This window comes from Streptomyces sp. NPDC050509 (genome assembly GCF_044457965.1).
Taxonomy (GTDB): Bacteria; Actinomycetota; Actinomycetes; order Streptomycetales; family Streptomycetaceae; genus Streptomyces.
The window spans coordinates 34,842-58,481 of sequence record NZ_JBITHL010000014.1 but is presented as its reverse complement, the minus strand read 5'-3'; the positions used below and the strand labels follow the sequence as shown (position 1 = coordinate 58,481).

General features: G+C 73.2%; 14 protein-coding genes. 13 read left to right on the top strand and 1 reads right to left on the bottom strand.

Annotated elements, in window-relative coordinates:
• Positions 1-174: 174 nt before the first annotated feature.
• From ACIBJC_RS32360 to argF, 12 genes are all read left to right on the top strand, one after another.
• Positions 175-906, top strand: a complete 732-nt coding sequence (locus tag ACIBJC_RS32360) for a Crp/Fnr family transcriptional regulator (RefSeq protein WP_399298658.1) — start codon at positions 175-177, stop codon at positions 904-906.
• 65 nt (positions 907-971) lie between these two features.
• Positions 972-1,799: a hypothetical protein gene (locus ACIBJC_RS32355; protein WP_399298656.1), complete on the top strand. Its 828-nt coding sequence runs from the start codon at positions 972-974 to the stop codon at positions 1,797-1,799.
• Positions 1,796-4,153 carry a hypothetical protein gene (locus ACIBJC_RS32350; RefSeq protein ID WP_399298654.1) on the top strand — a complete coding sequence of 786 codons (2,358 nt, stop codon included), beginning with the start codon at positions 1,796-1,798 and terminating at the stop codon, positions 4,151-4,153. Before ACIBJC_RS32355 ends, ACIBJC_RS32350 begins: the two co-directional genes overlap by 4 nt.
• Complete coding sequence (locus ACIBJC_RS32345) at positions 4,150-5,637, top strand: hypothetical protein (protein WP_399298652.1); 1,488 nt, start codon at positions 4,150-4,152, stop codon at positions 5,635-5,637. The genes ACIBJC_RS32350 and ACIBJC_RS32345 overlap by 4 nt, the downstream gene beginning before the upstream one ends.
• Positions 5,634-6,140: a Pycsar system effector family protein gene (locus tag ACIBJC_RS32340; RefSeq protein ID WP_399298650.1), complete on the top strand. Its 507-nt coding sequence runs from the start codon at positions 5,634-5,636 to the stop codon at positions 6,138-6,140. Before ACIBJC_RS32345 ends, ACIBJC_RS32340 begins: the two co-directional genes overlap by 4 nt.
• 12 nt (positions 6,141-6,152) lie before the next feature.
• The gene (locus ACIBJC_RS32335) at positions 6,153-8,633 is read left to right on the top strand and encodes a VWA domain-containing protein (RefSeq protein WP_399298648.1); all 2,481 of its coding nucleotides are present in this window, start codon (positions 6,153-6,155) and stop codon (positions 8,631-8,633) included.
• A 57-nt stretch (positions 8,634-8,690) separates the two neighbouring features.
• Positions 8,691-12,518 carry a tubulin-like doman-containing protein gene (locus tag ACIBJC_RS32330; RefSeq protein ID WP_399298646.1) on the top strand — a complete coding sequence of 1,276 codons (3,828 nt, stop codon included), beginning with the start codon at positions 8,691-8,693 and terminating at the stop codon, positions 12,516-12,518.
• Positions 12,515-15,070, top strand: a complete 2,556-nt coding sequence (locus ACIBJC_RS32325; RefSeq protein ID WP_399298644.1) for a hypothetical protein — start codon at positions 12,515-12,517, stop codon at positions 15,068-15,070. Before ACIBJC_RS32330 ends, ACIBJC_RS32325 begins: the two co-directional genes overlap by 4 nt.
• Positions 15,067-17,313 carry a hypothetical protein gene (locus tag ACIBJC_RS32320; protein WP_399298642.1) on the top strand — a complete coding sequence of 749 codons (2,247 nt, stop codon included), beginning with the start codon at positions 15,067-15,069 and terminating at the stop codon, positions 17,311-17,313. Before ACIBJC_RS32325 ends, ACIBJC_RS32320 begins: the two co-directional genes overlap by 4 nt.
• Positions 17,313-19,637 carry a hypothetical protein gene (locus tag ACIBJC_RS32315; protein WP_399298640.1) on the top strand — a complete coding sequence of 775 codons (2,325 nt, stop codon included), beginning with the start codon at positions 17,313-17,315 and terminating at the stop codon, positions 19,635-19,637. Before ACIBJC_RS32320 ends, ACIBJC_RS32315 begins: the two co-directional genes overlap by 1 nt.
• Before the next feature lie 18 nt (positions 19,638-19,655).
• Positions 19,656-20,909: an arginine deiminase gene (locus tag ACIBJC_RS32310; protein WP_399298638.1), complete on the top strand. Its 1,254-nt coding sequence runs from the start codon at positions 19,656-19,658 to the stop codon at positions 20,907-20,909.
• 76 nt (positions 20,910-20,985) lie between these two features.
• Positions 20,986-22,008: an ornithine carbamoyltransferase gene (argF, locus tag ACIBJC_RS32305; protein ID WP_399298636.1), complete on the top strand. Its 1,023-nt coding sequence runs from the start codon at positions 20,986-20,988 to the stop codon at positions 22,006-22,008.
• Between the two features lie 69 nt (positions 22,009-22,077).
• On the opposite strand, the gene ACIBJC_RS32300 is transcribed toward argF, so the two are convergent.
• A complete protein-coding gene (locus ACIBJC_RS32300; RefSeq protein WP_399298634.1) occupies positions 22,078-22,488 on the bottom strand; it encodes an ATP-binding protein in 411 nt (136 codons plus the stop codon).
• A 315-nt stretch (positions 22,489-22,803) separates the two neighbouring features.
• On the opposite strand from ACIBJC_RS32300, the gene ACIBJC_RS32295 reads away from it, so the two are divergent.
• Positions 22,804-23,634: an enoyl-CoA hydratase family protein gene (locus tag ACIBJC_RS32295; protein ID WP_399298632.1), complete on the top strand. Its 831-nt coding sequence runs from the start codon at positions 22,804-22,806 to the stop codon at positions 23,632-23,634.
• Positions 23,635-23,640: the final 6 nt, after the last annotated feature.

Here is a 23,640-nt window from a genome sequence, read left to right as displayed (position 1 = left end):
CATCATGGTCGAGTTGACGGGGCTGTGACGAGGTCCTAACGTTTCGTCCCCATCAGTTGACCCGTAGTCAAATGTCTTACGTTCAAGGCGACTTGGCGCAAAACAAAGGCACCTTGTGGCGGCTGTTACCGGTGTGACGGCTGTCCGGAAAATGCAATTCTCACGGGGGTGAGTATGAGCCTGTTCGAGCGCAATCGTTCTTTCCTTGACGCCCTCACCCCCCAGGACCGTGCCGCCCTGCTCGCCCTCGGCTCGCTCCGGACCTACGCCCCGGGCGAGGCGATGCTCAGGGAGCGGGACACGACGACCTTCGTCCTGGCCCTGCGGTCGGGCTGGTCCGTCGTCTCCGTCGACACCGACCGGGGAGCCCGGCTCATCCTCGCGCTGCGCGGCGCGGGTGAGGTGGTCGGCGACCTGGCCGCGTTCGACCAGGGGCCACGCAGCGCGACCGTCACCGCGCTCGGCCGGGTGGAGGCCACGGCCGTCTCCGGCGAGCGGTTCCGCAGCTTCCTCGCCGCGCGACCGCACGCCACCTCGCTGATCATGCGCCAGCTCAGCGCCCGGCTGCGCAGCGCCGACGTCGAACGCCGCTCGCTGGCCTCCAGCTCCGTCCTGCAACGCCTCGCCGCCCGGCTGGTGGAGCTGACGGAGCGGGTCGGGCGCCCGTCCGGCGACGGCACCGTGGTCGAACTGCCGCTGCCCCAGCACGACCTGGCGGCGGCGATCGGCGCCACCCGGGAGGCCGTCGCCAAGGCGCTGCGCCTGCTGCGGGAGCAGGACGTCGTACGGACGGGCAACCGGCGGCTCACGGTCACGGACATACAGGTGCTGCGGCTGCTCGCCGACGGGCGGCAGTCGCAGCGGCCTCGTGCGGAACGGCCGGAGAAAACTCCTCCGGCTGTGTAAACGGCTACATCGCCCGCCGCGTTTCGCGGCCAGGCTTGATCTGTCACCACGGCACAGGGGGAACAGTGAGCAGTGTGGGAGCGGTCAGCAGACTGGTGGTCTTCGGCGACGTCAGTGGTTCGGGCACGCTGGGGATGGAAGCCAAGAAGCGGATGCGGAACGCGCTGTACGGGGCGTTCGACGAGGCGTTCGCCGCGGTGGACATCGATACCCACGGCCTCCACCAGGAGGACCGCGGGGACGGCATCCTCGCCGCGCTCGACCCGGGCACACCGTCGTCGCTGATGGTCGGCGGCTGGCTCGAAGCGCTCCACCAGTACCTGCGCGAGCACAACGAGGACAGCGCGCGGCGGCTGCGGCTGCGGATCGGGATGAACGCGGGGCCCGTGTTCGACGACGGCAGGGGGCTGGTGGGCCGGGCGGTGGACCTCGCCTGCCGGCTCTGCGACAGCCCGACGGCCAAGCGGATCATGGCCGACGCGCCCGGCTCCGACCTGCTGCTGGTCGTCTCCGACTGGCTGTACGTGAACGTGGTGGCGGAAGGCGGGCGCCAGGTGGAGCCCGAGCACTACGTGGGAACACAGGTCCGGTTCAAGGAGACGGACGAGACCGCCTGGTTCCACATCCCGCGGTTATCCGCGTCCGCGCTCTCCGGCCTGGCCGGGGTGTCCGGAGCGCCCGACGGGGGCGCGCCCCCGGACGGCGGGGGCGCGGCGCGGCAACAGACCGGCGGTGGGCCGACACCGGGGGACGGCCCACCGCCACCTTCCACGGGGAGGGTCATCACCGCCCAGGGTGACCTCCAGTACTTCGAGAACAACGTGATCCACGGATTCACCGGCATCCGCAAGAGCCGGGGCCCCGCCTCTCCGGAGCCGGGTGAGCCCGCATGAGCGACCTGGACGAGGCACCGGACGTACCGGATCCCCAGGACGAGTCCGAGGACCGGTCGTCCGAGAAGAACGCGGCCGACAGGAAGTCCGACAAGAAGGCCGACAAGCCCGAGAAGGGCGCCGACCGGCGGACGCCGGGCGACGGCCCCGAGCCCCCCGAGCCCAACCCCTTCGACCAGGCGGGCCGCAACCCGCTCGGCAGCTCGGGCGGTACGGGCGGCTCCGGTACGGCGCACGCGGCGCTCCAGACCTTCGCGGCCGGCAAGACGGGACGCGCCATCGGATTCGGCGCGGACGGCCAGTACTACGAAGGCAACACCTTCATCGGCCGGCTCGGCATCGGCGCCGGGCACGCCATGGTCCAGGGCCCGGTCCCGGCCGAGGAGCTGACCCGCCTCGCCGGTGTGTACTGCGAGGCCCCGGACTACGAGGAGATGGAGAAGCGGCTGCGCAAGCGCGGTCTGCTGGTGCTCTGCGGAGAGCGCAACAGCGGCCGTACGGCGACGGCGCTCACCCTGCTCGCGGGCGTGGCGGGGGACAAGGTGACCCGGCTCGACCCCGGCGTCAAGGTCCACGAGATCGAGGAGATCCAGCCGGGCCACGGCCATCTCCTGGCGATCGAGTCCGAGGACACCGGATGGCAGGAGACGGAGCAGGTCAACGGCCGCGCCAGGACCCGGGTCCGGCGGGCGGAGCCGACCGAGCTGCACCTCGACGGCCTGCGCAGCAAGCTCGTCAAGGCGGGGGCCTTCGGCGTGCTCCTCGTGGAGAACGGCGAGCTGGCCGACCGGCTGCTGCGCGGCCGGTACGGAGTGGCCTGTGCCTCGCCGTCCTCCGAGAAGGTCCTCCTCCAGCACCTCCGGGTGCTCCTGGCGGACGCGCCCGACGGCGCCCTGGACGAGGCCCTGGCGCTGGCCGCGGAGGAGGACGTCACCGCCGCGCTCGGCCTGGACGAGCTGCGCCCCGGCGAGGCCGCCCGGCTCGCCGACCATCTCGCCCGCCGCCAGAAAGGAGAACTGACCCACCGTCAACTCCTCGCCGACTGCGCGACCTTCGTCGACGCGCAGGCCAGGACCTGGTTCGCGGGCGCGGACCGCCCCGGCACCCTGCCCGAGGCCCTGCCGACCCTGAGCGCCGCCGCGTTCCGTATCGCCGTCGCCGTGTTCAACGGTTCGCCGTACAGCCTCACCGCGGAGGCGGGCGAACAGCTCGCCTGGGAACTGGCGGTCACCCTCGACCCCGGGACCCCCGCCGGGCGCAGGCTGTTCGGCACCCACGCCGTGGCCAGGCCCGTCGCCGCCAGGTCCGTGCTCCAGAACGGTGAGCTGGACCTCGGCTACGCCAAGGTGCCGGTACGGGCCATCCGCTTCCAGGGGGAAGCCCTCGCGACCGCGGTGCTCCGGGAGGTCTGGGACGGCTACCACAACGCGCGCGGCCCCCTCGTCCGCTGGCTGCGGACCCTGTGCGACGACCCGCGGCCCGTCCTGTGGGTACGGGCGTCCATCGCGGCCGGGGTGCTGTGCTCCTGGGACCTGCCCTACGTGTCGGGTGAACTGGTCGTGCCCATGGCGGCCTCCGACAGCCCGTTCCAGCAGATGTCGGCGGCGACCGCGCTGGCGGAGGCGGCGCGTGAGCCGTCCGTACAACCCGCGGTCGCCGCCCTGCTCAAGGAGTGGGCCAAGAGCGGTCACGAGGAACTGCTGACCACCGCGGTCCTGGCGCACGGCTACGGGATGGCGGCCGGGTCCGTCGCCGCGTCGCTCGACGCCCTGGCCAAGGTGGCCGTCCGCGCGCACGACGACACCGACTCCGCCCATGACACGGACATCCTGAACGACGCGTCGTTCAGCGTCGCCCGGCTGCTGGCGGGACCGGAGCCGGAGGTCGTCGTCCAGCGTCTCGACACCTGGCTGCGCGGCACCCGGCGGGGGCCCGCCAACCTCGCCCTGATGACCGTGATCAAGGCGCTGCGCACCCGTACGACCTTCCTGTGGGGCCTCCATGACATGCCCGACTTCGAGGCGCACGGCAAGCGGATGCTGGTCTCCGCCCTGCTGGAGACCAACCCCGAACTGACCGGGCGGCTGGCCTCCCTGGTCCGGCGGGCGCTGGCCACCCCGCGCGCCGGCGCCGCGACCCAGGACGCCCTCGCCCTGCTGCTGCCCCAGGCCGCCGCGGACAGCCACCAGTTGGACTTCGTCTGCCGCCTCCTGGTCCGGCTGGCCGAGGAGCGCAGGGACCGCGACCGACTGCGCCACCTGCTGGCACGACTGGTCAAGGACCCGGACGAACCGTTGGACAAGAGCGCGGCCCGCACGATGTGGGACGCGGTGGGAGAGGGGGCCGAGGCATGAGCCCGTCACCGTACGAAGAGCGATCCGCGGAGGGGAACCGTGACCGCCGCGGCGAAGAACAGTACGCGCAATGGCTGCACGAGGAACGGCCCCGCCGACGCGCCGGCGAACAGCGCGCCGACGATCCGCGTGAGGGGGAACGACGCAACGGTGAGCAGCGGTACGGGGAGCGGCGCCCGGGGTACGGGGCGCCGGACCGGCGAGGCCCGGACCTGACGGAACAGCCGGTGGACGGCGACGGGGTGGAGCAGTACCGGGACAGCCCGGTCGGCCCGCTGGTGCGCGAGCGCAGGCCTCCCTACCGGCGCGAGAGCGGCCAGATCGCCGCCGTACTGCTGTACCAGAACGGCGGGCACAGCGTGGTCTGGCCCGACCGCAGGGACGACCACGACAAACCCAGACTCCGGCCCCCGTACACCGTGTTCGAGGTGCTGCTCGGCCGGAACGTGACCTCGTTCGAACTGGCCCTGCCCGCCGCGGGCGACGCCCAGTTCTTCGAGGCCAGGGCCGAGGTGCACTGGGAGGTCGAGGAGCCGCACACGGTCGTCATGAAGCGCGTCTGGGACGTACGCGAACTCCTCCACGGCGAACTCCTCCTCGCGCTGCGCCAGCTCTCCCGCCGCTTCCGGCTCACGGACGCGCAGCGCGCCGACGAGGCGGTCCAGGAGGAACTGGCCAAGGGCCGTATCGACCTGGGACGCGATCTCGGACTGCGGCTGCGCATACACGTGTTCATCGATCTGAGCGATGTCGTCCGACAGCGCAAGAGCGAGCGCGACGACATCGACTTCGACATGTCCAGGGACGAGGCGCAGGCCGAGGCCGACCGCCGCAAGGACGCGATGGAACGCAGGCTCGTCAGGGAGCGCGCGGCCGAACTCGAAGCGGTGTTCCGGCGGGGCCAGGAGGCCGAGATCATCCACCTCATGGCGCGCAACCCCGCCAAGGAGTGGGAGATCCGCGAGGCCATCCGGGAGCAGAAGCGCGAAGGACAGACCGACCTCATCAACCTCTTCAACCGGCTGCTCGACACCGGACACCTCGAACGCCACGACATCGGCGACCAGATGTTCGAAACGCTGCGGCTGCTCCGTGAGAGCGGGGGAGCGGTGCTCGGCGGCGTCACGGACCAGATGCTCCTCGGCCAGCGGCCGAGGCACGAGCTGGAGGAGGGCCCCGCCGCCCGCCGCCGCCGCGAGGAGGCGCCCCGCGCCCACCGGACGGACGACGGGGACGGCTTCGGCGACGACGCCCGGAGCGGCCACCGGGACGACCGGGGGAACGGCTACGCGGACGACCACGGCGAACCGGACCGCCCCCCGTGGGACGACGAACCGCGGGTCTACCGGCCGACCAGGGTCGAGTCGTCCGCGGAACGCGACCGCGACGCGCGCCGCGAGCGCGCCGACCGGGGCGACGAACACGGCAGCGCACGGCGCGGCTCCAGGCCCAGCGCCGACTTCGACGACTGGGGGGACGAATGAGCGGCGGAGTCCCGGCCTTACGGCCGGAAGGATCCGACAGCGCCGATGTCAGGTATCTGGCCGAACGCCTGGTCGTCTCGGTCCGCGAGGACATAGGGAGGGCCGACACGAAGGCCGCGATCCTGCTCTCCGGGGCCATCGCCTTCTGCGCCGTCGCGTTCACCAAGGACGGACTGCACGAACCCCTCGCACCGGTGAGGCTCTCCCTGCTCTCCGCCGGCGGAGTCCTCTGCGTCGCCGGACTGCTGATGCTGATCGCGGTCGTCCTGCCCCGCACCCGGATAGGAGCGGAGAGCACCTTCCTGCACGACCTGCTCTCCGGCACCCCGTCCGACGAACTGCTGGTCCGGCTGAACACGACGGGCGAGGACGTCGTGGGCTGGCTGCTGAGCCAGGCGACCGTGCACGCCGCGGTGCTGGCCGCCAAGTACCGCTGGCTGCGCATGGGGGGCTGCTCCCTGATGCTCGGCGCGGTGCTGGTCCTACTGAGTGAGCTGTGGTGAGAGACGGTGCACATGAGAAACACGACGCGCGCGACACACCTGGCCGGAGTGAGACATCTGGCCGGAGTCCTGCTCGCCCTGGCCGGACTGCTCGCCGCCACGGGGGCGGCCCCGGGCCACGCCACCGGCGCGCCCGGCCGGGTCGGGGCGGTGGCCGAAGGTGCTGATCCGATCGACTTCGCCGTGGTCGTCGACCAGTCGGACAGCCTCTCCGAGGACGACCTGAACCGTGAGGTGGAGGCCGCGGCGCTGATCGCCCAGGGAGAGATCTCGGACCGTTCACGCGCCACCGTCATCGGCTTCGGCAGCTCCGAGAAGCCCGGCCAGACCCCCGTCGACGAGGTGTGCCCCCCGACCGTCGCCGACTCCTCGGGACGCTCGTACCTGAACGGCTGCGTCAAGGAACTCTCCCGCCGCGACGCCACGATGGGCCCTGGCACCGACTTCCCGGCCGCCCTGCGCCAGGCACTGACCCGGCTCACCGAGAAGGGCGCGCCCGACGCGCCGAAGGTGATCTTCCTGCTCACCGACGGCAAGCTCGACGTCCGGGACAGCCCGGAGTACGGCGCCGACGCGGCCAGCCGCCAGACCGACGCCGCCCGCCAGCTCGGCGAACAACTCGCCCGCGCCCGCGAGGAGTCCGTGCAGATCTGGCCGCTCGGCTTCGGCGACGCCATCGACCGGGACGCCCTCAAGGCGATGGCCGAGGGCGGCTTCCGCAACGGCTGCGCCGAACTGGCGTCCGCCACCCCGCGGCTGCGGGTGGTCGACAGCGCCGCCGGGATCGACAAGGCGCTCCAGGAGACCTTCGCCGCCGCCCGCTGCGCCCAGGTCGTCCAGGGCACGGAGGGCAAGCCGCCCGCCGACCTGTACGTGACCATCCCCAAGATCGCCACCGACGGTTCGATCACGGTCAGCAAACACGATCCGAAGGTGAGCGCGACCTACTACGATCCGCGCGGCCGGAAGGTCGTCACCGACGGGTCGTTCGACGGCTCGACCTTCGAGATCACCGGCCAGAGCGGCCCCGTCGAGGCGCTGCGGGTGAAGAATCCACGCCCCGGACGCTGGCGCGTCCACCTCGACGCGCCCGAGGGACACCGGGAACGCGTCGTCGCCGTGCGTGCCATCTGGCAGGGCCGGCTGCGCTCCTCCGTCATCCTCGACCCCGCGTCTCCCCGCCCCGGCGAGAAGACCTCCGTCGAGGTACGGATGCAGACCCGGCGCGGCGTCGTCATCGACGACCCGGACGAGCTGAAGGGCATCACGGTCGCGGCCCGGCTCACGGGCAGCGGCTTCGAACCGGTGTCCGTGCCGCTCACGGACGACGGCAAGGCACCGGACGCGCACGCGGGGGACGTCCGGTTCGCCGGGACGCTGACCGTACCGTCCAGCGCCGACGGCGACCTCGCCCTGACCGCCGAGATGTCGGCGCCCGGAGTCACCGGCGACCACCGGCCGTTCAACGCGCGCATCACCTCGGGCCCCCCGCCGGTCACCGCCGCGCTGACCGTGGAGCGGGACACCGTGCACCCGGGCGGGACGGTCACCGGCCTCCTGAAGGTGGACAACAAGAGCAAGGAGACGCGTACGGTACGGCTCGCCCTCGCCGATCAGCCGCCCGGCAAGGAGCTGACGATCAGCCCCGCCCAGGTGGAGGTCCCCGCGGGCGAGGGCAAGAGCGTCCCCTTCCGGGTCGGGATCGGCTCCGGCACCGCGCCCGGCGAGATCGACGCCCGGATCACGGTCGCCGACACCGACGACGGGGGACGCGTCCTGGACAACACGTTCCTGGAGGTCGACGTCGACCCCGTGCCCACCTGGTGGGACCTGTGGTGGTGGGTCGTCGCCGTGGCGGGCGCCGTGCTGCTGGCCGTCGCCGTGTTCCTGGCGGTGCGGTACGCGGCACGGCGCCGCCGCCGCGATCTCGTCGGCGTGAAGCTGGAGTTGCGCGGTGAGGGGATCCGGTCCGACGAGCTGACCGTACGGGCGGGACAGAGCCCCGGCGGAGAGTTCCACTTCGTGATCGACCGCGCCCGGGGCGGCGCGCCCTCGCTCCAGCGCGGCGGCCCTGGCGCGGCGGCCTCCCACCGGCTGCGGCGCACCGCGGCGGGGGAGTTCCTGCTCAAGCCGCCGCAGGGCCGTGAGCGCGCGCTGCGTCCTGAGGAGGCCGCCGCGCTGGGCGACGGGCTGGAGCTGGTGGTCCACGACCGGCGCGCCGCCGCAGGCCGGGGCCGCGGCGGCCGTGACCGGACCAGGGACGGCAGGGGAAGCCGTACCGGCGACCGGGACAGGGATCGGGACAGGGACAGGGACCGCAGCAGGATCCGGGGCAGGAACCGGGACCGTACCGAAGGCCGGGACGGCGCCCGCGTCAGGCCGCCCCGTACGCCCGCCGGGGGAGAGAACAGACCGTCGGGCGACGGCGGCAGCGCTTCTCCCGGGGAGGGGGAGCAGCGGGCGGGCGCGAGCCGGTTCGACCCGAATTTCTGAGTTCTGAGTGACGACGGGCCGTCGTCGCGACGCGGCGACGGCCCTACGGGAGACGACATGAAGATCTACCAGCCCATGCTGTTCGTCGGTCTGGGCGGCACCGGAGGCAGAATCGGCGCCGAGCTGGAACGCGGTCTGCGCCGGGAGCTGTGCGGCCCCGACGGTACGAAACTGGTGTCGGACGGCCGGCGCGCGCCCTTCCAGCTTCCGGACTGCCTCCAGTTCGTGTACGCCGACTTCAGCGAGTCCGAGCTGAACCGGCTGCCGCATCTCAGCGCCAAGGGCACCGAGGCCGCGGCGTACGCGCGTACCGCGCGCGTGATCCACGACCTGCTGCCGGCCAACTACGACAGTTCGCCCGAGGTGACCCGCATGCTGCGGGTCGCCCTGCACGACGAGACCCACGACTGGCTGCCGCCCCAGGACCGGCAGCCGCGCGTGGCGCCGCTGCACAACGGCGCGGGACAGCTCCCCACGGTGGGCCGCGCCGCGCTCTTCGCGACACTGCGCAGCGGCCTGGAGCCGGTCCTGCGCCAGCTCCGCGCCGCCATCGGCACGATCTCGGGATCGGCCGGTGATCTGCGCGAGATGGGCGGCCGGCAGATCCGCGGCTGCGACGTGTTCGTGGCGTTCTCCGTGGCGGGCGGTACCGGAGCCGGTATCTTCTACGACTTCCTCCACCTCATCGGGCACGAGTTCCGCAAGTCCAAGGTGCCCGGGGTGAAGATCTATCCGCTGGTGGTCATGCCGTCCGCGTTCCCGCCCGAGGCCGGCGGCGGCCGGGAGGCCGAACTGAACTCGGCCCGCGCGCTGGTGGACCTCTCCCGGCTGGTCGACGACCAGAACGTGCCCGACGCGCAGGACGACCTCGGCGATGTCGCCCAGCGCGGTGTGCTCGGCGTCCGCTACCCCGGGGACGGTTTTGTCGCGCTGCGCCCCTCGACCGTACAGACCGCGTTCCTCTTCAGCCGGCCCTCCGGCATCCGGCCCGAGGACCTGCGCCGGTCCATCACCGCCATGGTGCTCTCCCTGATCGGCACGGAACTCGGTGACGAGAACAGCCAGGGGCGCGCGGAGGGCGACCACCAGTCGTTCGCCGCCGGTTTCGTCAACAAGAGCGTCGAGCGCTCCACCCCGTCCCGCTCGGGCATCGGCTACCGGGGCATGTCCACGAGCCTGGCGGCCTCCCTCACCGTCCCCGTCGACGACCTCGCGGAGATCGTGGCGGGACGGCTGCTGGCCCAGGCTGTACGCGGCATGGCCGAGGACGCCCGGCGCCACGACGAGGACGGCACCCAGCTCGTCAGGGACCTCTTCGACCGGTCCGGCATCGGACGGCTGTGGACGCGCGAGTCGCCCGAGGTGCCCGCGCCCGACCCGCTGCCCAAGGGCAGCCGGGCGATCAGCCAGGCGCTGCGCGACCGGATCGGCGACATGGAGGACGGGCTCGGCCGGCTCGACCGGGAGCTGGACCGGGAGATCCCCCGGCTCGTGGAGGACTTCAAGCCGGGCACCGGCGCCCGCGAACTGCTGGGCCTGCTCGGCCCGTTCCGGCTGGAACGGGTGATCGCCGGGCTGCCGGGACACCCGCAGCGCCCGGCCGAGGCCGGATTCGCCGGGATGCTGGACAACCGGAAGAACGACCCGGAGCGCCCCGAGGGCGTCGAGCCCTCCGCGCCGCAGATCCCCCGCATCAGGCGTTCGGCGGGCGGTATGGTCCCGGCCCGCTGGGGCGACCCGGACGTACAGGACGCGGTGGAGGAGCAGGACGCCTGGTACCGCTGGCGGGCCAACCGGCAGTGGCACCGCGGCTGGAAGGAGCACGAGGCCCGCTGGCGCCCGCCGCTGATGCGCTCCATGAAGGAGGTCACCGAACTGGTCCGGGCGCTGCGGGCGCACGAGGAGGACGAGCGCAAGCTGTTCGCCGAGCGCCGCAAGGAGCTCTACCGCGACGACCGCACGGGCGTGTCGTACCTGCTGCCCCCGCAGAACAACCTCCGGGCCTTCTACGACGATGTCTTCGACCGGCTGGCCCAGCACGAGAGCCTGCCGGAGAACGCCGACGCCGCCGGGCTGCTGAGCAGGCTGGTCCACGCCGAGGACTGGCAGCGCGCCCTGGACGCGGTACGCCGCTCCCCGCGTGCCGCGGTGAAGGAGATCAAGCAGGTCGTGGAGCGCCGCGTCAAGGCGCTGTTCGGCGAGGCGAGCGTGCTGGACGACCGTCCCCTGCTGCCCTCCCTCGGGGTGCTGCTGCGCGCCGCGGCCGGGGACGAGGACGCGGTGGCCACGGTCGACAGCCGCTGGCTGGAGCAGTTCCGCTCACAGCTCGCCGGGCTGCTGCCGGTGGGCTTCACCCCGGACGGCAGCGGCCCGCTCAAGGTGCTCATCGTGCACCCGCAGAGCGAGGCCGACGGACGCGCCGCCCGCTACCTCCAGCAGGAGCTGAACCTGCCCAGGGACCCGGGCATCGCCCCGGAGTTCCGGGCCGTGGAGGCGGAGTCCATCACGGTCGTGCTCTTCCGCAGCGGCATGAGCCTCACCGACGTCTCCGAGGTCCGGCACGCGCTGCGGCTGTGGGCGGAGGCGCGCGAAGCCTCCGGCGGGGACGACTTCCTGCACTGGAGGCAGCGTCTCGGCCACCGCGACGACTGGCTGGCCAGTACGGAGGAGGACCGCACGCGCATCCTGCACCGGCTGCTGTGCGCGATGTGGAACGACCGGGTCGACATCGAGGGCGACCCGGCCTCGCCCGGGCTGATCCGTATCCGGCTCCAGGACGGCGACTCCGCGACGATGACGCTGCGGCTGGACTCGTTCGACGGAAACGTGTCGAGCTGGGCGGGGCTGCTGCGCGCCTACGAGCAGTGGGCCCTGCTGGACGAGGGGCAGATCATCGAGGACTTCTGCGACCGGCTGATGCGGACCCAGCCCACCGGCCTCTCGACGACGCCCGCCCCGCCCTCGCGCATCTTCCGCAGGCTGGTGCACGAGGTGGCGCCCCGGCAACTGGCCCTGCTGAACGAGTTGTCGGGGCAGTTCACCGCGGAGGACGAGGAGTGGCTCGTACCGCTGCGGCACTTCTGGGAGGAGACCTTCGCCGCCGCGCTCGACCTGCGCTTCCCGGGCGCGCAGCGGCCCACACGGCCCACGCTGCGCGCGCTCGACCAGCGGCACACCCAGGGCCCGGGGGCGGGCAGGGGAGCCGCCGCCAGGACCAACGGCCACCGCCGCGCGGCGCCGTCCACGGAGCAGCGCGAGGAGGAGCCGAGGGTCGTCAGGCCGCGCCACGAGGAGCCACCGCGCCACGAGGAACGGACCCGCCGCGAGGAGCCGGTCCGGTACGACGAGGACTCGCGGTACGAGGCGGACCGGCGGTACGACGAGGGGCCCCGGTACGACGACGCGCGCCACGAGCCGCCGCGGTACGACGACACGCGCCACGACGACACGCGCCACGACGACACGCGCCACGACGACACGCGCCACGACGACGCGCGCCACGAGCCGTCGCGGTACGACGACGCGCGGTACGAGGACACGCGGAGCGAGTCACGGCGGTACGAGGACCCGCCGTACGAAGACCCGCCGTACGAGGAGCCCCGTGACGAGCGGCCGCGTGTCGAGGAGCCGCGTGACGAGCGGCCCCGTTACGAGGAGCCGCGTGACGAGCGGCCCCGGCGCACGGGGTCCCGCCACGACGCGTCGCGGTACGAGAAGCCGGCCCGGCACCGGGAGCCCAAGCCCGACGAGCGCGGGGGCGCGGCGGCCCCGGCACGCGGGGCGGACCCGTGGGACGACGACGAGTGGGGCGACGGCGAACCCGACGACATGGGGCGGGGCGCGCCGCGCCGGCGCGACGACGGACAGGAGGGGACCAGGCTGTGATCACGGACCGACTCCAGGCCGGGGTGGTCTGCCTCGACCTGCGCCACCGCGGCGATCCGGCCGACGCCCCCGCCGCCCTCCACGGCGAGGTGGGCGATGCCCTGGCGCGTACGCGGCAGTCGGACGTACGGCGCTTCCTCGTCCTCGACGACGCCGCCGAACTCGTCGCGCACCAGCTCCTCTACGAACGGCTCTACGCGTACGGACCGGCCCAGGTGCTCTGTCTGGCGCAGGGCGGCGGGGGCGACCGTGCCCTGCGCCGCCCGCACGCGCTGAGCCCGCCGTCCGCCGGAGTGCTGTGGATCCCCGACGTGTTCGCCGGGGCGGGCGGCCGGGACGGCGGACCCGTACCGTCCCCCGGCGAGGCCGACGAAGCGCTGCGCCCGCTGGTCGAACTGCTCGCCGACGCCTCCCTCTTCGACACCGTCCTCGGCGAACTGGGGGAGGTCCTGCACAGCGTCGCGGTGCCCGCCGCTCAGGTCCTCGAACACGATCTGACGGAGGAGGCCAGGACCCGTACCTGGCGGCGGACGCTGGAGAACCTGGCGGGCCAGGACATTCCGGCGCCCGTCCTCGTCACCGACGGCTCCCCCTCGGGCGCGGGCGACTCCGTCCCCGCCGAGCTGGCCCGCTTCCTCGGCGACGTGCAGTCGGGGACCCTGGCCGACGGCTCCTGCCTGGTGCCGGGAGGCCCGGCCGACGAGGCGCGACGGGACGGCGACCGGGCGCTGCGGGACGCCGAGGACGGATACGAACAGGTGCGCCGCCCCACCTCCCTGTTCACCCCGCGCGCCCGCGCCGTGGACCTGCCCGAGCGGCTGGAAGCGCTCTCCGAGGCGCTCGGCTCGTACCGCGACACCATCGCCGGCGCCCTCAGTGACGGGGGCGGCGACCGGCTGCGGCCTGAGCAGCGCGGCCGTCTCCTCAAGCGGGGCATCCGGCTGCCCGAACTCCCCGAGGCGCCCCGCGCCGATGTCGGCCCCGGCCTGCGTACGTACACCGAACGGCTGCTGGCGTACGGGCTGCCGCTGCGCTCCGTCGCCGCCCGGCTCGGCGCGGTCTCGGACCTGTCCGCCCCGGCGGGCAGCGCGGCGCGGCTGGCCAGGCTCGACGAGATCTGCCCCGGCCGCCGCGTGGCGGAGCTGGCCGTGCCACCCCCGTTCACGGTGCGCGGCTCGCCCTTCGCGCACGCGGCGCCCGTCTTCCTGCTGGCGTTCGTCGCCGGGCTGTGGCCCCTGCTCGGCTGGGTGCTGGGCCCGCTGACGGGGTTCGCCGCGGCGGCTCTCACCCTGCTCATGGTGCGGCGCAGGCCGAGCCGCTCCTACGACGGCCGTCTCGACGGCGGCGGCAGCACCCGCTCAGGGCTCCGACTGATCGCGGGCCTGGTGGGCGGTGCCGGCGGCGCGCTGACCGGACAGTTGCTCGATCTGCCGCTCTGGGCGGGGGCGGCCGGGCTGGGCGTGGCGCTGATCGCTCTCGGGCTGCTCGTGGCGCGGGACTGGACGGACGCCGTCGACCTGTGGTGGCGGGAGACGGAGGCGGAGTTCGCCGCGGACGCCCTCTTCGCCGTCGACGGGCTGCTGACCGAGACCGTCCTGCACGACTGGCTCTTCGCCGACGCCCGCTACCACTGCTCGGACGGGGCGCGCGCGGTCTCCCTGATGGTCCGGGGCCTCGCCGAGACGGTCGAGGAACGGCTGATGACCGCCGCCGCGCCCTCCGCCGCCCGGGGCGGAGCCGAACGCACGGCCGGTCAATCGTCATACCTCACGACCCAACACCCCACCACGGAGGGCGCCTTCGGCCAGGACGGTCCGGCTCATCATCCCGGCGACGCCTGGAACTGGGACAGTTGGGGCGACAGCTCCGCCGACGACGGCTGGTCGGGCAGCGTGGCGGGTACGGAACCGGCGGCGGCCCCCCTGGAGTACGACCTCCCCGAGGACCCCTGGCACCCCGCCGCACCGGCCGATCCGCCCTGGCTGGAGCGGGAGTGGGGCGACGGCGGCCCGGCGCTCGTGGACACGCTCCTCGCCGACCTCGCCCACGGCGTCCGGGGGATCCTCGCCGGACGGTGGGCGGCCGTCGAGCGTGACCCGGCCGAGGCAGGCAGGGTCTCCCTGCACCGCCCGCTCCTCGACGTGCTCGACGAGGAGCACTCCGTCCTGCTGCGCGACGGCGGCACCTCGGCGCCGCACTTCGCCCGCGATCCTGAACTGCGCCCGGGAGCCGCCGAGTTGCTGGGCGTGGAGGCCGACCACGCGGCCCGGCTGATCGCCACCGCCGACGAGGAGGACGAGGTGGTGCCGTTGTGCGCCGCCGAGGACCGCAGGATGCTCTCCAGGGATCCGACGGGCATACGGCGGGTCAGATTCGCCCCCGAGGCGATGCGCCGGGGCACCGAACAGGATCCCGCGCACGACGGCGGAGCCGGGGCGGGCGAAGACGTGGTGTGGACACCCGGAGGCCGGCACGCGGGCGTGCTGCGACTGGTCCCGCTGCGCGGAGAGATCGTCAGGACCGTCCGGGCCGAGCAGAGGGACGCGCCATGATCACAGGCAACGACGGCACGAGGAAGGGCAACGACCCCACGGCCGGGGGACCCGGCCGCGCAGGCCCCCGCGACAACGGAGGCAACGCAGGCAACGCAGGCAACGCAGGCGACCCCGGCGGAGGCGGGGCCGGCGCCACCTGGGCGCACGGCGACTCCGTGGAGCTGGAGTTCTTCACCCACGGCGGCGAGGCCGTCCGCTTCGCGGCCCGGCTGCACAGCGACCTCCGGATGCCCGAGCCCGCACCCCTGCTGGCCCGTCCCGTCACCCTCGGCGAGGGATGGCGCGTCCTGCAGTACCGGCTGCCGTACAGCGCGCAGAGCGACCCCGCCGCGTACAGCGCGCTGGAGCGGCAGGTGAGCGCCGGCGTCGCGATGGAACGGCGGTACGGCTCCGAGCGGTACGGCGAGGTCTTCACCCGCATGATCGGCTTCGACCTGGAGGCACCGGAGCCCTTCGTCCTCTACCGCGTCCCGGACGGCGAGCCGATCGCCCGCCGCCAGGGCACCCTCACGGTCGAGGAGCAGGGCAAGGTGATCGCCCAACTCGTCCTCGCGGTACGCCTGCTGGACGAGGTGGGACTGGTCCACCGGGCCATCACCCCGTACACCGTCCGCTGGGACGGGACCCACGTCCGGCTCGCCGAGCCGTACGGCGCGCTGCGCGCCGACGAGCCCCGGGAAGCCTACGGCGCCGCGCCCTGGGCCTCGCCCGAACAGCGGGAGGGCACCGGCAGGACCGACCCCAGGGACGACCTCTGGTCCGTCGCCCAGCTCGTCTACTTCCTGCTGGCGGGGCGCCCGGGACCCGGCTCGGGGCCACCCGCGGACCTCGGGGAGTTCCGCCGGCTCGCGGCGCTCCACGAAGGCGGCGCCTTCGCCCCGCGCGCCGACCAGCGCCCGTCCGCCGGTGAGCTGATGCGGCTCCTGAACGTCCCCGACCCGCTCGCGCACGCGTCCGGCGGCGCGGACGTACTCAGCAGGGCACGCGCCGAGTTCGACATCCAGCGCGCCAAGAAACGCCAGGAGACCGGGCGGGACGACCCGCCCGAGGAGGCGGCCGAGGACCGGACCTACTACGAGTCGCCGCCCCCGCGCCGTTCCCTGCGCTCCTGGCTGACCGGTACGGACCCGGCCCCGCCGCCCCGGCCCGTCGAGCACACCCCGCGCCCGGCGCAGCCGCTGCGCCGCCCCACGCTCTGCCCGCACTGCCTGCTCCCGGTCTCCTTCGACCAGAGCCGGCTGGTCACCCTCGACTCCAAGAAGGTGGCCAAACCGCTGGACCTCAGCGCGGAACGGCGCCCCATGCACTACCAGGACGCGCTGCGCCAGGCGTACCAGGCCTGCCCGCACGCCCCGGCGGCGGCGCCGCACTATCTGCCCGTGCCCTACCTCAACAGCGGCGAGCCGCTCACCATCGCCCTCGTGGGCAGCTCGGCGGCCGGCAAGACCCATCTGCTCGCCGCGATGCTCGGCGAGATCGAGCAGGGCGGCCTCGAACCGTACGGACTGAAGTGCCTGCCCCTCAACCCCGACACCCACCGTGAGTTCCTTCAGGAACGGGTCCAGCGGCTGCACCGCGGCAAGGTGCTCGAATCCACCGGACACGCCTCCTTCGCGCACTTCACGGACGGACTGCTGGTCACCGGGGCCGACGGCACCCGGCCGGTCGTCTTCTTCGACCTCGCGGGCGAGGACCTCGCGCAGAACGGTGAGGTGACCAGCTTCCTCATGGGCGTGGGCGCCTTCATCTTCGTCCTCGACCCGCTGCGCGCCCTGCGGCTGCCGTCGCTGGACCCCGTCCGCGTGCGGACCAGACTCCAGCAGCGCGATCTGGGCGACGAGGCGTTCACCACCGTCCTCAACCGGATCCCGCGGCTCGGCGCCTACATCGAGGCGCCCGCCGCCGTCGCCCTCAACAAGAGCGACCTGATCCGCTTCGACCCGTCCGCCGACCGCTGGCTGAGCCGCGCCCTGCCCGTGGAGCTGGACGAGGAGACCCTGCGCGCGGAGAGCCGTGACGCCTACGCGTTCGTCGCCCACCACGGCAGCCCCGCCTGGCTGAAGCCGTTCGACGACTGCGCGCGCTGCACGCTCCACTTCGTGGCGGCGACCGGGGCGCAGGAGCGCGGCGACGTCTACCCCCACGGCGTCAGACCGCGCCGGGTCCTGGCACCACTGCTGTCGATCTTCGCCATGTGCGGGCTCCTCCCCGGAGCGGAACTGAGAGAGGTGGGGACCTGATGGCCCTGATCACCCGTCAGGAGGACCTGGTGGACCAGATCGTCTTCCGCTGGGACACCGAGAACAGCCTGGGCACGACCGGATTCGGCCCGGTGGCCTGGTCCTGCGACCGGGACACCGCCGAGAGCCTGTTCAACGGCGCCGCGCCGCTGCTGCGCACCACGGCCTCCGAGACCGTCCCGGCCCTGGTCAAGCTGGAGAGCCGGGGACAGGTGGTGCTCGTGCGCCGGGCCCCCGTACTCGACCTGGACGGGCACTCGGGGGCGGTGTGCCACGCGCTCTTCGGCCCGGCCAAGACCCTCGACCCCGAGACCTGTCTCGGGCTGCACGACTGGGCGTGGGAGGGCGGTGGGCTGCCGCTGGGCGAGGTCAGGGGCGTACTGGAACAGGTGCGCGTGGCCGGGTTGCTGGCATCGGCCGAGGACGGACAGCGAGTGCTGCTCGCCGGACTGCCCGAGCTGGCGGAGCCCCTGACCACGATGGCCGCGGAGCTGCTCCGCCACCCGGGCCAGCGGTTCACGGTGCTCGACCGGCACGGCGGCGACGCCCCCTGCCGGATGCTGTGGGGGCTGTACGGCATCTTCAGCGGGCTGTTCCCCGAGGGCTGGACGTTCGCGACACACGACACGGTCGAGACCCCGGCGACCCGCTTCGTCTTCGTACGGCGCTGGCCCGGACCGGCCCCGCAGTCCACGGAGCGGCTGCGGACGGACCCCGAGGAACGGACCGACGACCGCGCCCAGGCGCTGGCCGCCGGGCTGGTCGGGCACTATCTGCGCCGGGTCGAACGGGGCGAGGGCCGCGAGTACGAGGTGGCCGAGGCCCTGGCGGCGATCTCGGGCCCGTGGCCGCCCGGCGCCCGCGGCACTCTCCTGGACACGGCGGAGGACGCGCTCGCGCGCCTGGCCGAGCGGCAGCCGCGCGGAAGGGGACGGGACCCGAGGGAACGCGACCTGTGGGAACAGGTCCCGAGGGAACAGGCCCCGAGGGAACGCGACACCAGGGAGCGGGATCCGTACGAGGAGCGCCCGCCGTCCCCGAAACGGGTGCCGTACGACCGCGACCGCCCGGAGGAGCCGCGGGCCCCGTACGAGCAGGGCGACGCGTACGACCGCCACCGCCGCGACCGGTTCGGCGACGGCGACCGGTACGGCGACGGCGACCGGTACGGCGATGACGACCGGTACCCCGCCCCCTACCGCGACCGGCGGGACGACCGGCACGACGACGGTTACGCGCCCTCGTACACCCAGGCGCCCCCCGTACAGCAGGCGCCCGAGCCGCGGCGGCAGGGACGCCGGATGTTCCGGCCCGTTCCGCCCGAGTGGCCGGTCGCGCCCGACTCGGCCGGGTTCTTCGCGACCCGCCGCAAGATCACCGTCGAACTCGATCACCTCCTGGCCGTGCTGCACACCTTCCAGGAGCCGAACGCCTCGGCGCGCAACGTCAAGGAGGCACTGCGCGGCAGCGGCAGCAAGAGCCTGATCGCCGCCGTGGGGGAGGACGGGCTGCACTACGCGGCGGTCACGGCCCTGGTGGGCGAGATCGCCACGCGGTACGCCGAGTGGCCGCGGAACCGACGCCAGGAGCTGTGCGAGGCCGTGCTCAAGAGGGAGCTGTTCGTGGGGGACCGGGCCTGGCCGGCCGCCGTGGGCCTGCCGTCCCGCGAGACCCGCGCGGCCAACGCCGCCGCGCTCTACGGCTGGGCGGTGGGACCGCTGGCGGGCATGGCGCCGGTCAGGGCCAGGCTCCTCGAACTGCTGCCGCGGCTGAGCGGCGACGCGGGCGGCGCCGGCCGGGCCGCGGTCGAACAGATCCTGGAGGGGGAGAAGGACCCGGGGCTGGGCAAGGACGTCTGGCTGGCGATCGTCAGGTCCGGATGGCGCGACAGCGGACCCTCCCCGGTCGCTTCCTTACCGCCCACGCCACCCGGTACGCCTCCGTACGCACCGCCTCCGTACGCACCGCCACCGCCACCACTGCCGTCGCCACCACCGCCGTCGCCACCGAATTCGCCGCCCCCGCCCCGGCAGGAGACCCGTCCGGGTGTCGCGGCCGGCCCCGGCGTGCCCGGCCCTCCTCCGTACGAGCCGCCCCGGCCGGAGCGGCCCCCGGGCCGTCCTGCCGGCCCTCCCCTCCTGCGCCGCCTCGCCCGCTTCTTCGGAGCCGACGCCACCGCCGGCCCGGACGACCGGCCCGAGCCGGGGCCCGAGCCGGGGCCCGAGCCGGGGCGGCGACCGCCCGACGGCCGGAACTTCGTGGCCGGTCTGATGGTCGTCTTTGTCGTATTCGTCGTCTGTCTGGTGATAGCGCTGTTCCACTGATCGGGCGACGATGGGGGCATGGGATTCCATGTCGACTCCGAGACCGGGCGGCTGCGCCGCGTCATCCTGCACCGCCCCGATCTGGAGCTGAAGCGCCTCACCCCCGGGAACAAGGACACGCTGCTCTTCGACGACGTGCTCTGGGTGCGGCGCGCCCAGGAGGAGCACGACGCGTTCGCGGCGGTCCTGCGTGACCGGGGGGTCCAGGTCCACCTCTTCGGGGATCTCCTCGGCGACTGCCTCGACCTGCCCGAGGCACGCGGCCTCGTACTGGACCGGGTCTTCGACGAGAAGGAGTACGGTCCGCTCGCCACCGGCCATCTCCGGGAGATCTTCGACGGGCTGCCGACGGCCGAACTGGTGGAGGCGCTGGTCGGCGGGGTGACGAAGCGGGAGTTCCTGGAGCGGCACGAGGAGCCGACCTCGGTCCGGTTCCATGTGATGGCCCTGGACGACTTCCTGCTCGACCCGCTGCCCAACCACCTCTTCACCCGCGACACCTCCGCCTGGATCTACGACGGCGTCTCCATCAACGCGATGCGCTGGCCCGCCCGGCAGCGCGAGACCGTGCACTTCGAGGCCATCTACCGGCACCATCCGCTCTTCGCCGCGTCGTCCGCCGGGGCCTTCCACCACTGGTCGGAAGGGCAGGACGACTACCCGTCCACCATCGAGGGCGGCGATGTCCTGGTCATCGGCGCGGGCGCCGTACTGATCGGGATGAGCGAGCGCACCACCCCGCAGGCGGTCGAGATGCTGGCCCGCGGGCTGTTCGCGGCCGGTTCCGCCACCACCATCGTGGCGCTGGACATGCCCAAGCGGCGGGCGTTCATGCACCTCGACACCGTGATGACGATGGTCGACGGCGAGACGTTCACCCAGTACGCGGGGCTCGGCATGCTCCGCTCGTACACCATCGAACCGGGCGGTGACGGTACGGAGCTGAAGGTCACCGACCATCCGCCGGAGCACATGCACCGGGCGATCGCGGCGGCGCTGGGGCTGCCGGAGATCCGGGTGCTGACCGCGACCCAGGACGTGCACTCGGCGGCCCGGGAGCAGTGGGACGACGGCTGCAACGTGCTGGCCGTCGAGCCCGGTGTCGTCGTGGCGTACGAGCGCAACGTCACGACCAACACCCATCTGCGCAAGCAGGGCATCCAGGTGATCGAGATCCCCGGCAGCGAGCTGGGCCGGGGCCGCGGCGGCCCCCGTTGCATGAGCTGCCCCGTCGAGCGGGACGCCGTGCAGCGGAGCGGGCAGTCCGTATAGCAATACAGGTCATCGTATAGAGTTCCAGTCTCCACCATGACCGTCCCTCACGATTCGCGCCCCAGGAGCAGCCACCATGGCCATACACCTCGAAGGCCGCCACTTCCTCAAGGAGCTGGACTTCACGGCCGAGGAGTTCCGCGGCCTGATCGATCTGGCCGCCGAGCTGAAGGCCGCGAAGAAGGCCGGTACCGAGGTGCCGCGGCTCCGTGGCCGGAACATCGCGCTGATCTTCGAGAAGTCCTCGACGCGTACGCGCTGCTCCTTCGAGGTGGCGGCGGCCGACCAGGGCGCGTCGACCACGTACATCGACCCGGCGGGCTCGCACATCGGCTCGAAGGAGTCCGCGAAGGACACGGCCCGCGTCCTCGGCCGGATGTTCGACGGCATCGAGTTCCGCGGGGCGGACCAGGCGACGGTCGAGGAGCTGGCCGCGTACGCGGGCGTCCCCGTCTTCAACGGTCTGACGGACGACTGGCACCCCACACAGATGCTCGCCGACGTGCTCACGATGACCGAGCACAGCGCCAAGCCGCTGCCGGAGATCGCCTTCGCCTATCTGGGCGACGCCCGGTTCAACATGGGCAACTCGTATCTCGTCACCGGCGCCCTCCTCGGCATGGATGTACGGATCGTCGCGCCGCGCGCCTACTGGCCCGCCGACGAGATCCTGACCCTGGCCCGGGAGGCCGCCGAGGTCAGCGGCGCGCGGCTCACCCTCACCGAGGACATCGCGGAGGGCGTGGCCGGCGCGGACTTCGTGGTCACGGACGTCTGGGTGTCGATGGGCGAGGCCAAGGAGGTCTGGGACGAACGGATCGCGGCGCTCGGCCCGTACGCGGTGACCATGGACGTGCTGCGCGCCACCGGCAACCCGGACGTGAAGTTCCTGCACTGCCTGCCGGCCTTCCACGACCTGGGGACGGTGGTCGGCCGCGAGATCCACGCGCGGCACGGGCTGACCGAGCTGGAGGTCACCGACGAGGTCTTCGAGTCGGCGCACTCGGTCGTCTTCGACGAGGCCGAGAACCGGATGCACACCATCAAGGCGGTGCTGGTCGCGACGCTGGCGAAGGACGAGACCGAGGCCGGGGCCTAGCTAGGCCGAGGGCGAGGCCCGGGGAGAGGCCTGAGGGCGAATCGCCCCGGCCGGGTGGCGCGTTCCCGCTCAGACCGCGGGCAGCGTGAACCAGACCGCCTTGCCCTGGTCCGTGGCGCGGTGGCCGCAGGCCGAGCTGAGCGTGCTGATCAGCAGCAGGCCGCGGCCGTCCTCCTGCCAGGGGTCCGGCATGGACCCGGGGTGCGTCAGATTGCCCGGCGGCGCCGGGTCGCAGTCGTGCACCTCGACCTGGCAGCCGGTCGGCAGCAGCTCCACGACCAGCTCGATGGGCTCGTCCCCGTCGGTGTGCTGGATGGCGTTGGCGACCAGTTCCGCCGTGAGCAGTTCCGCCGTGTCGCTGTGGATGGGCTCGGCCAGGTGCGCCAGCGCCGAGCGGACCATGGCGCGCGCGAGCGGCACAGCTTCGACGCTGTGCGGCAGCGTGACCCTCCAGGGGGAGGGTCCGGCGGCTTGTGGCATGCGGGGCGTTCCGATCGGGGCACGGTGGGGGCCGTGGTGGGGACGAGGGAAATTGCTATCGCGTTCAACCATACGGAGCGTGAGCAGGTTGACAAGGGGCGGCGGCCTGCCGGACTTGGGACCTATGTCCTGTGTCGCCCGGGACCTTTGGCAGCCTACGGGAGGGATGTCGCGGTCACGTCACGGGTCTATCGCGTACTCGTGACGGAAGTCACGAAGGGGTGATACGGTTCTGTGGCGAGGCTGTGACGAGGGCCGTACATCGGTGGTGGCCGCCACCGCGAGCCCACGGCGCTCGCCGAGGGAGGCCGCTCCATGAGCCCGTTCTCCGGTTCCGCACCCCGCACCCCGGACTGGCGCCACCTACGGCTCACGCGCCGTGACGACGGGGTCGCCACCGTCACCCTCGCCCGCCCCGCGAAGCTGAACGCGCTGACCTTCGGCGCCTACGCCGATCTGCGCGACCTGCTCGCCGAGCTGTCCCGGGAGCGTTCCGTACGGGCCCTGGTGCTGGCCGGCGAGGGGCGCGGCTTCTGCTCGGGCGGCGACGTCGACGAGATCATCGGCGCGACCCTCGGCATGGACACCGCCCGGCTCCTCGACTTCAACCGGATGACCGGGCAGGTCGTCCAGGCGATCCGCGCGTGCCCCTTCCCGGTGATCGCCGCCGTGCACGGGGTGGCGGCCGGCGCGGGCGCCGTCCTCGCGCTCGCCGCCGACTTCCGGATCGCGGACCCCTCGGCCCGCTTCGCCTTTCTCTTCACCCGGGTCGGTCTCTCCGGCGGCGACATGGGCGCGGCCTATCTGCTGCCCCGCGTCGTCGGCCTCGGCCACGCGACCCGGCTGCTGATGCTCGGCGAACCCGTCCGGGCCACCGAGGCCGAACGCATCGGCCTGATCAGCGAGTTGACCGAGGAAGGGCGGGCCGACGCGCGCGCCGCCGAGCTGGCGGGGCGGCTCGCCTCGGGTCCCGCGCTGGCGTACGCGCAGACCAAGGCGCTGCTCACCGCCGAACTGGACATGCCGCTCGCCGCGGCCGTCGAACTCGACGCCGCCACCCAGGCGTTGCTGATGCACGGCGAGGACTACGCCGAATTCCACGCCGCGTTCACCGAGAAGCGGCCCCCGAAGTGGCAGGGGCGCTGACCATGC

Bases quoted from the DNA above. Each gene is read 5' to 3' on its own strand.
- ACIBJC_RS32335 (WP_399298648.1), top strand. From the start codon at position 6,153: ATGAGAAACACGACGCGCGCGACACACCTGGCCGGAGTGAGACATCTG.
- ACIBJC_RS32360 (WP_399298658.1), top strand. From the start codon at position 175: ATGAGCCTGTTCGAGCGCAATCGTTCTTTCCTTGACGCCCTCACCCCC.
- ACIBJC_RS32340 (WP_399298650.1), top strand. From the start codon at position 5,634: ATGAGCGGCGGAGTCCCGGCCTTACGGCCGGAAGGATCCGACAGCGCC.
- ACIBJC_RS32315 (WP_399298640.1), top strand. From the start codon at position 17,313: ATGGCCCTGATCACCCGTCAGGAGGACCTGGTGGACCAGATCGTCTTC.
- argF (WP_399298636.1), top strand. From the start codon at position 20,986: ATGGCCATACACCTCGAAGGCCGCCACTTCCTCAAGGAGCTGGACTTC.
- ACIBJC_RS32350 (WP_399298654.1), top strand. From the start codon at position 1,796: ATGAGCGACCTGGACGAGGCACCGGACGTACCGGATCCCCAGGACGAG.
- ACIBJC_RS32300 (WP_399298634.1), bottom strand. From the start codon at position 22,488: ATGCCACAAGCCGCCGGACCCTCCCCCTGGAGGGTCACGCTGCCGCAC.
- ACIBJC_RS32310 (WP_399298638.1), top strand. From the start codon at position 19,656: ATGGGATTCCATGTCGACTCCGAGACCGGGCGGCTGCGCCGCGTCATC.
- ACIBJC_RS32330 (WP_399298646.1), top strand. From the start codon at position 8,691: ATGAAGATCTACCAGCCCATGCTGTTCGTCGGTCTGGGCGGCACCGGA.
- ACIBJC_RS32295 (WP_399298632.1), top strand. From the start codon at position 22,804: ATGAGCCCGTTCTCCGGTTCCGCACCCCGCACCCCGGACTGGCGCCAC.
- ACIBJC_RS32320 (WP_399298642.1), top strand. From the start codon at position 15,067: ATGATCACAGGCAACGACGGCACGAGGAAGGGCAACGACCCCACGGCC.
- ACIBJC_RS32345 (WP_399298652.1), top strand. From the start codon at position 4,150: ATGAGCCCGTCACCGTACGAAGAGCGATCCGCGGAGGGGAACCGTGAC.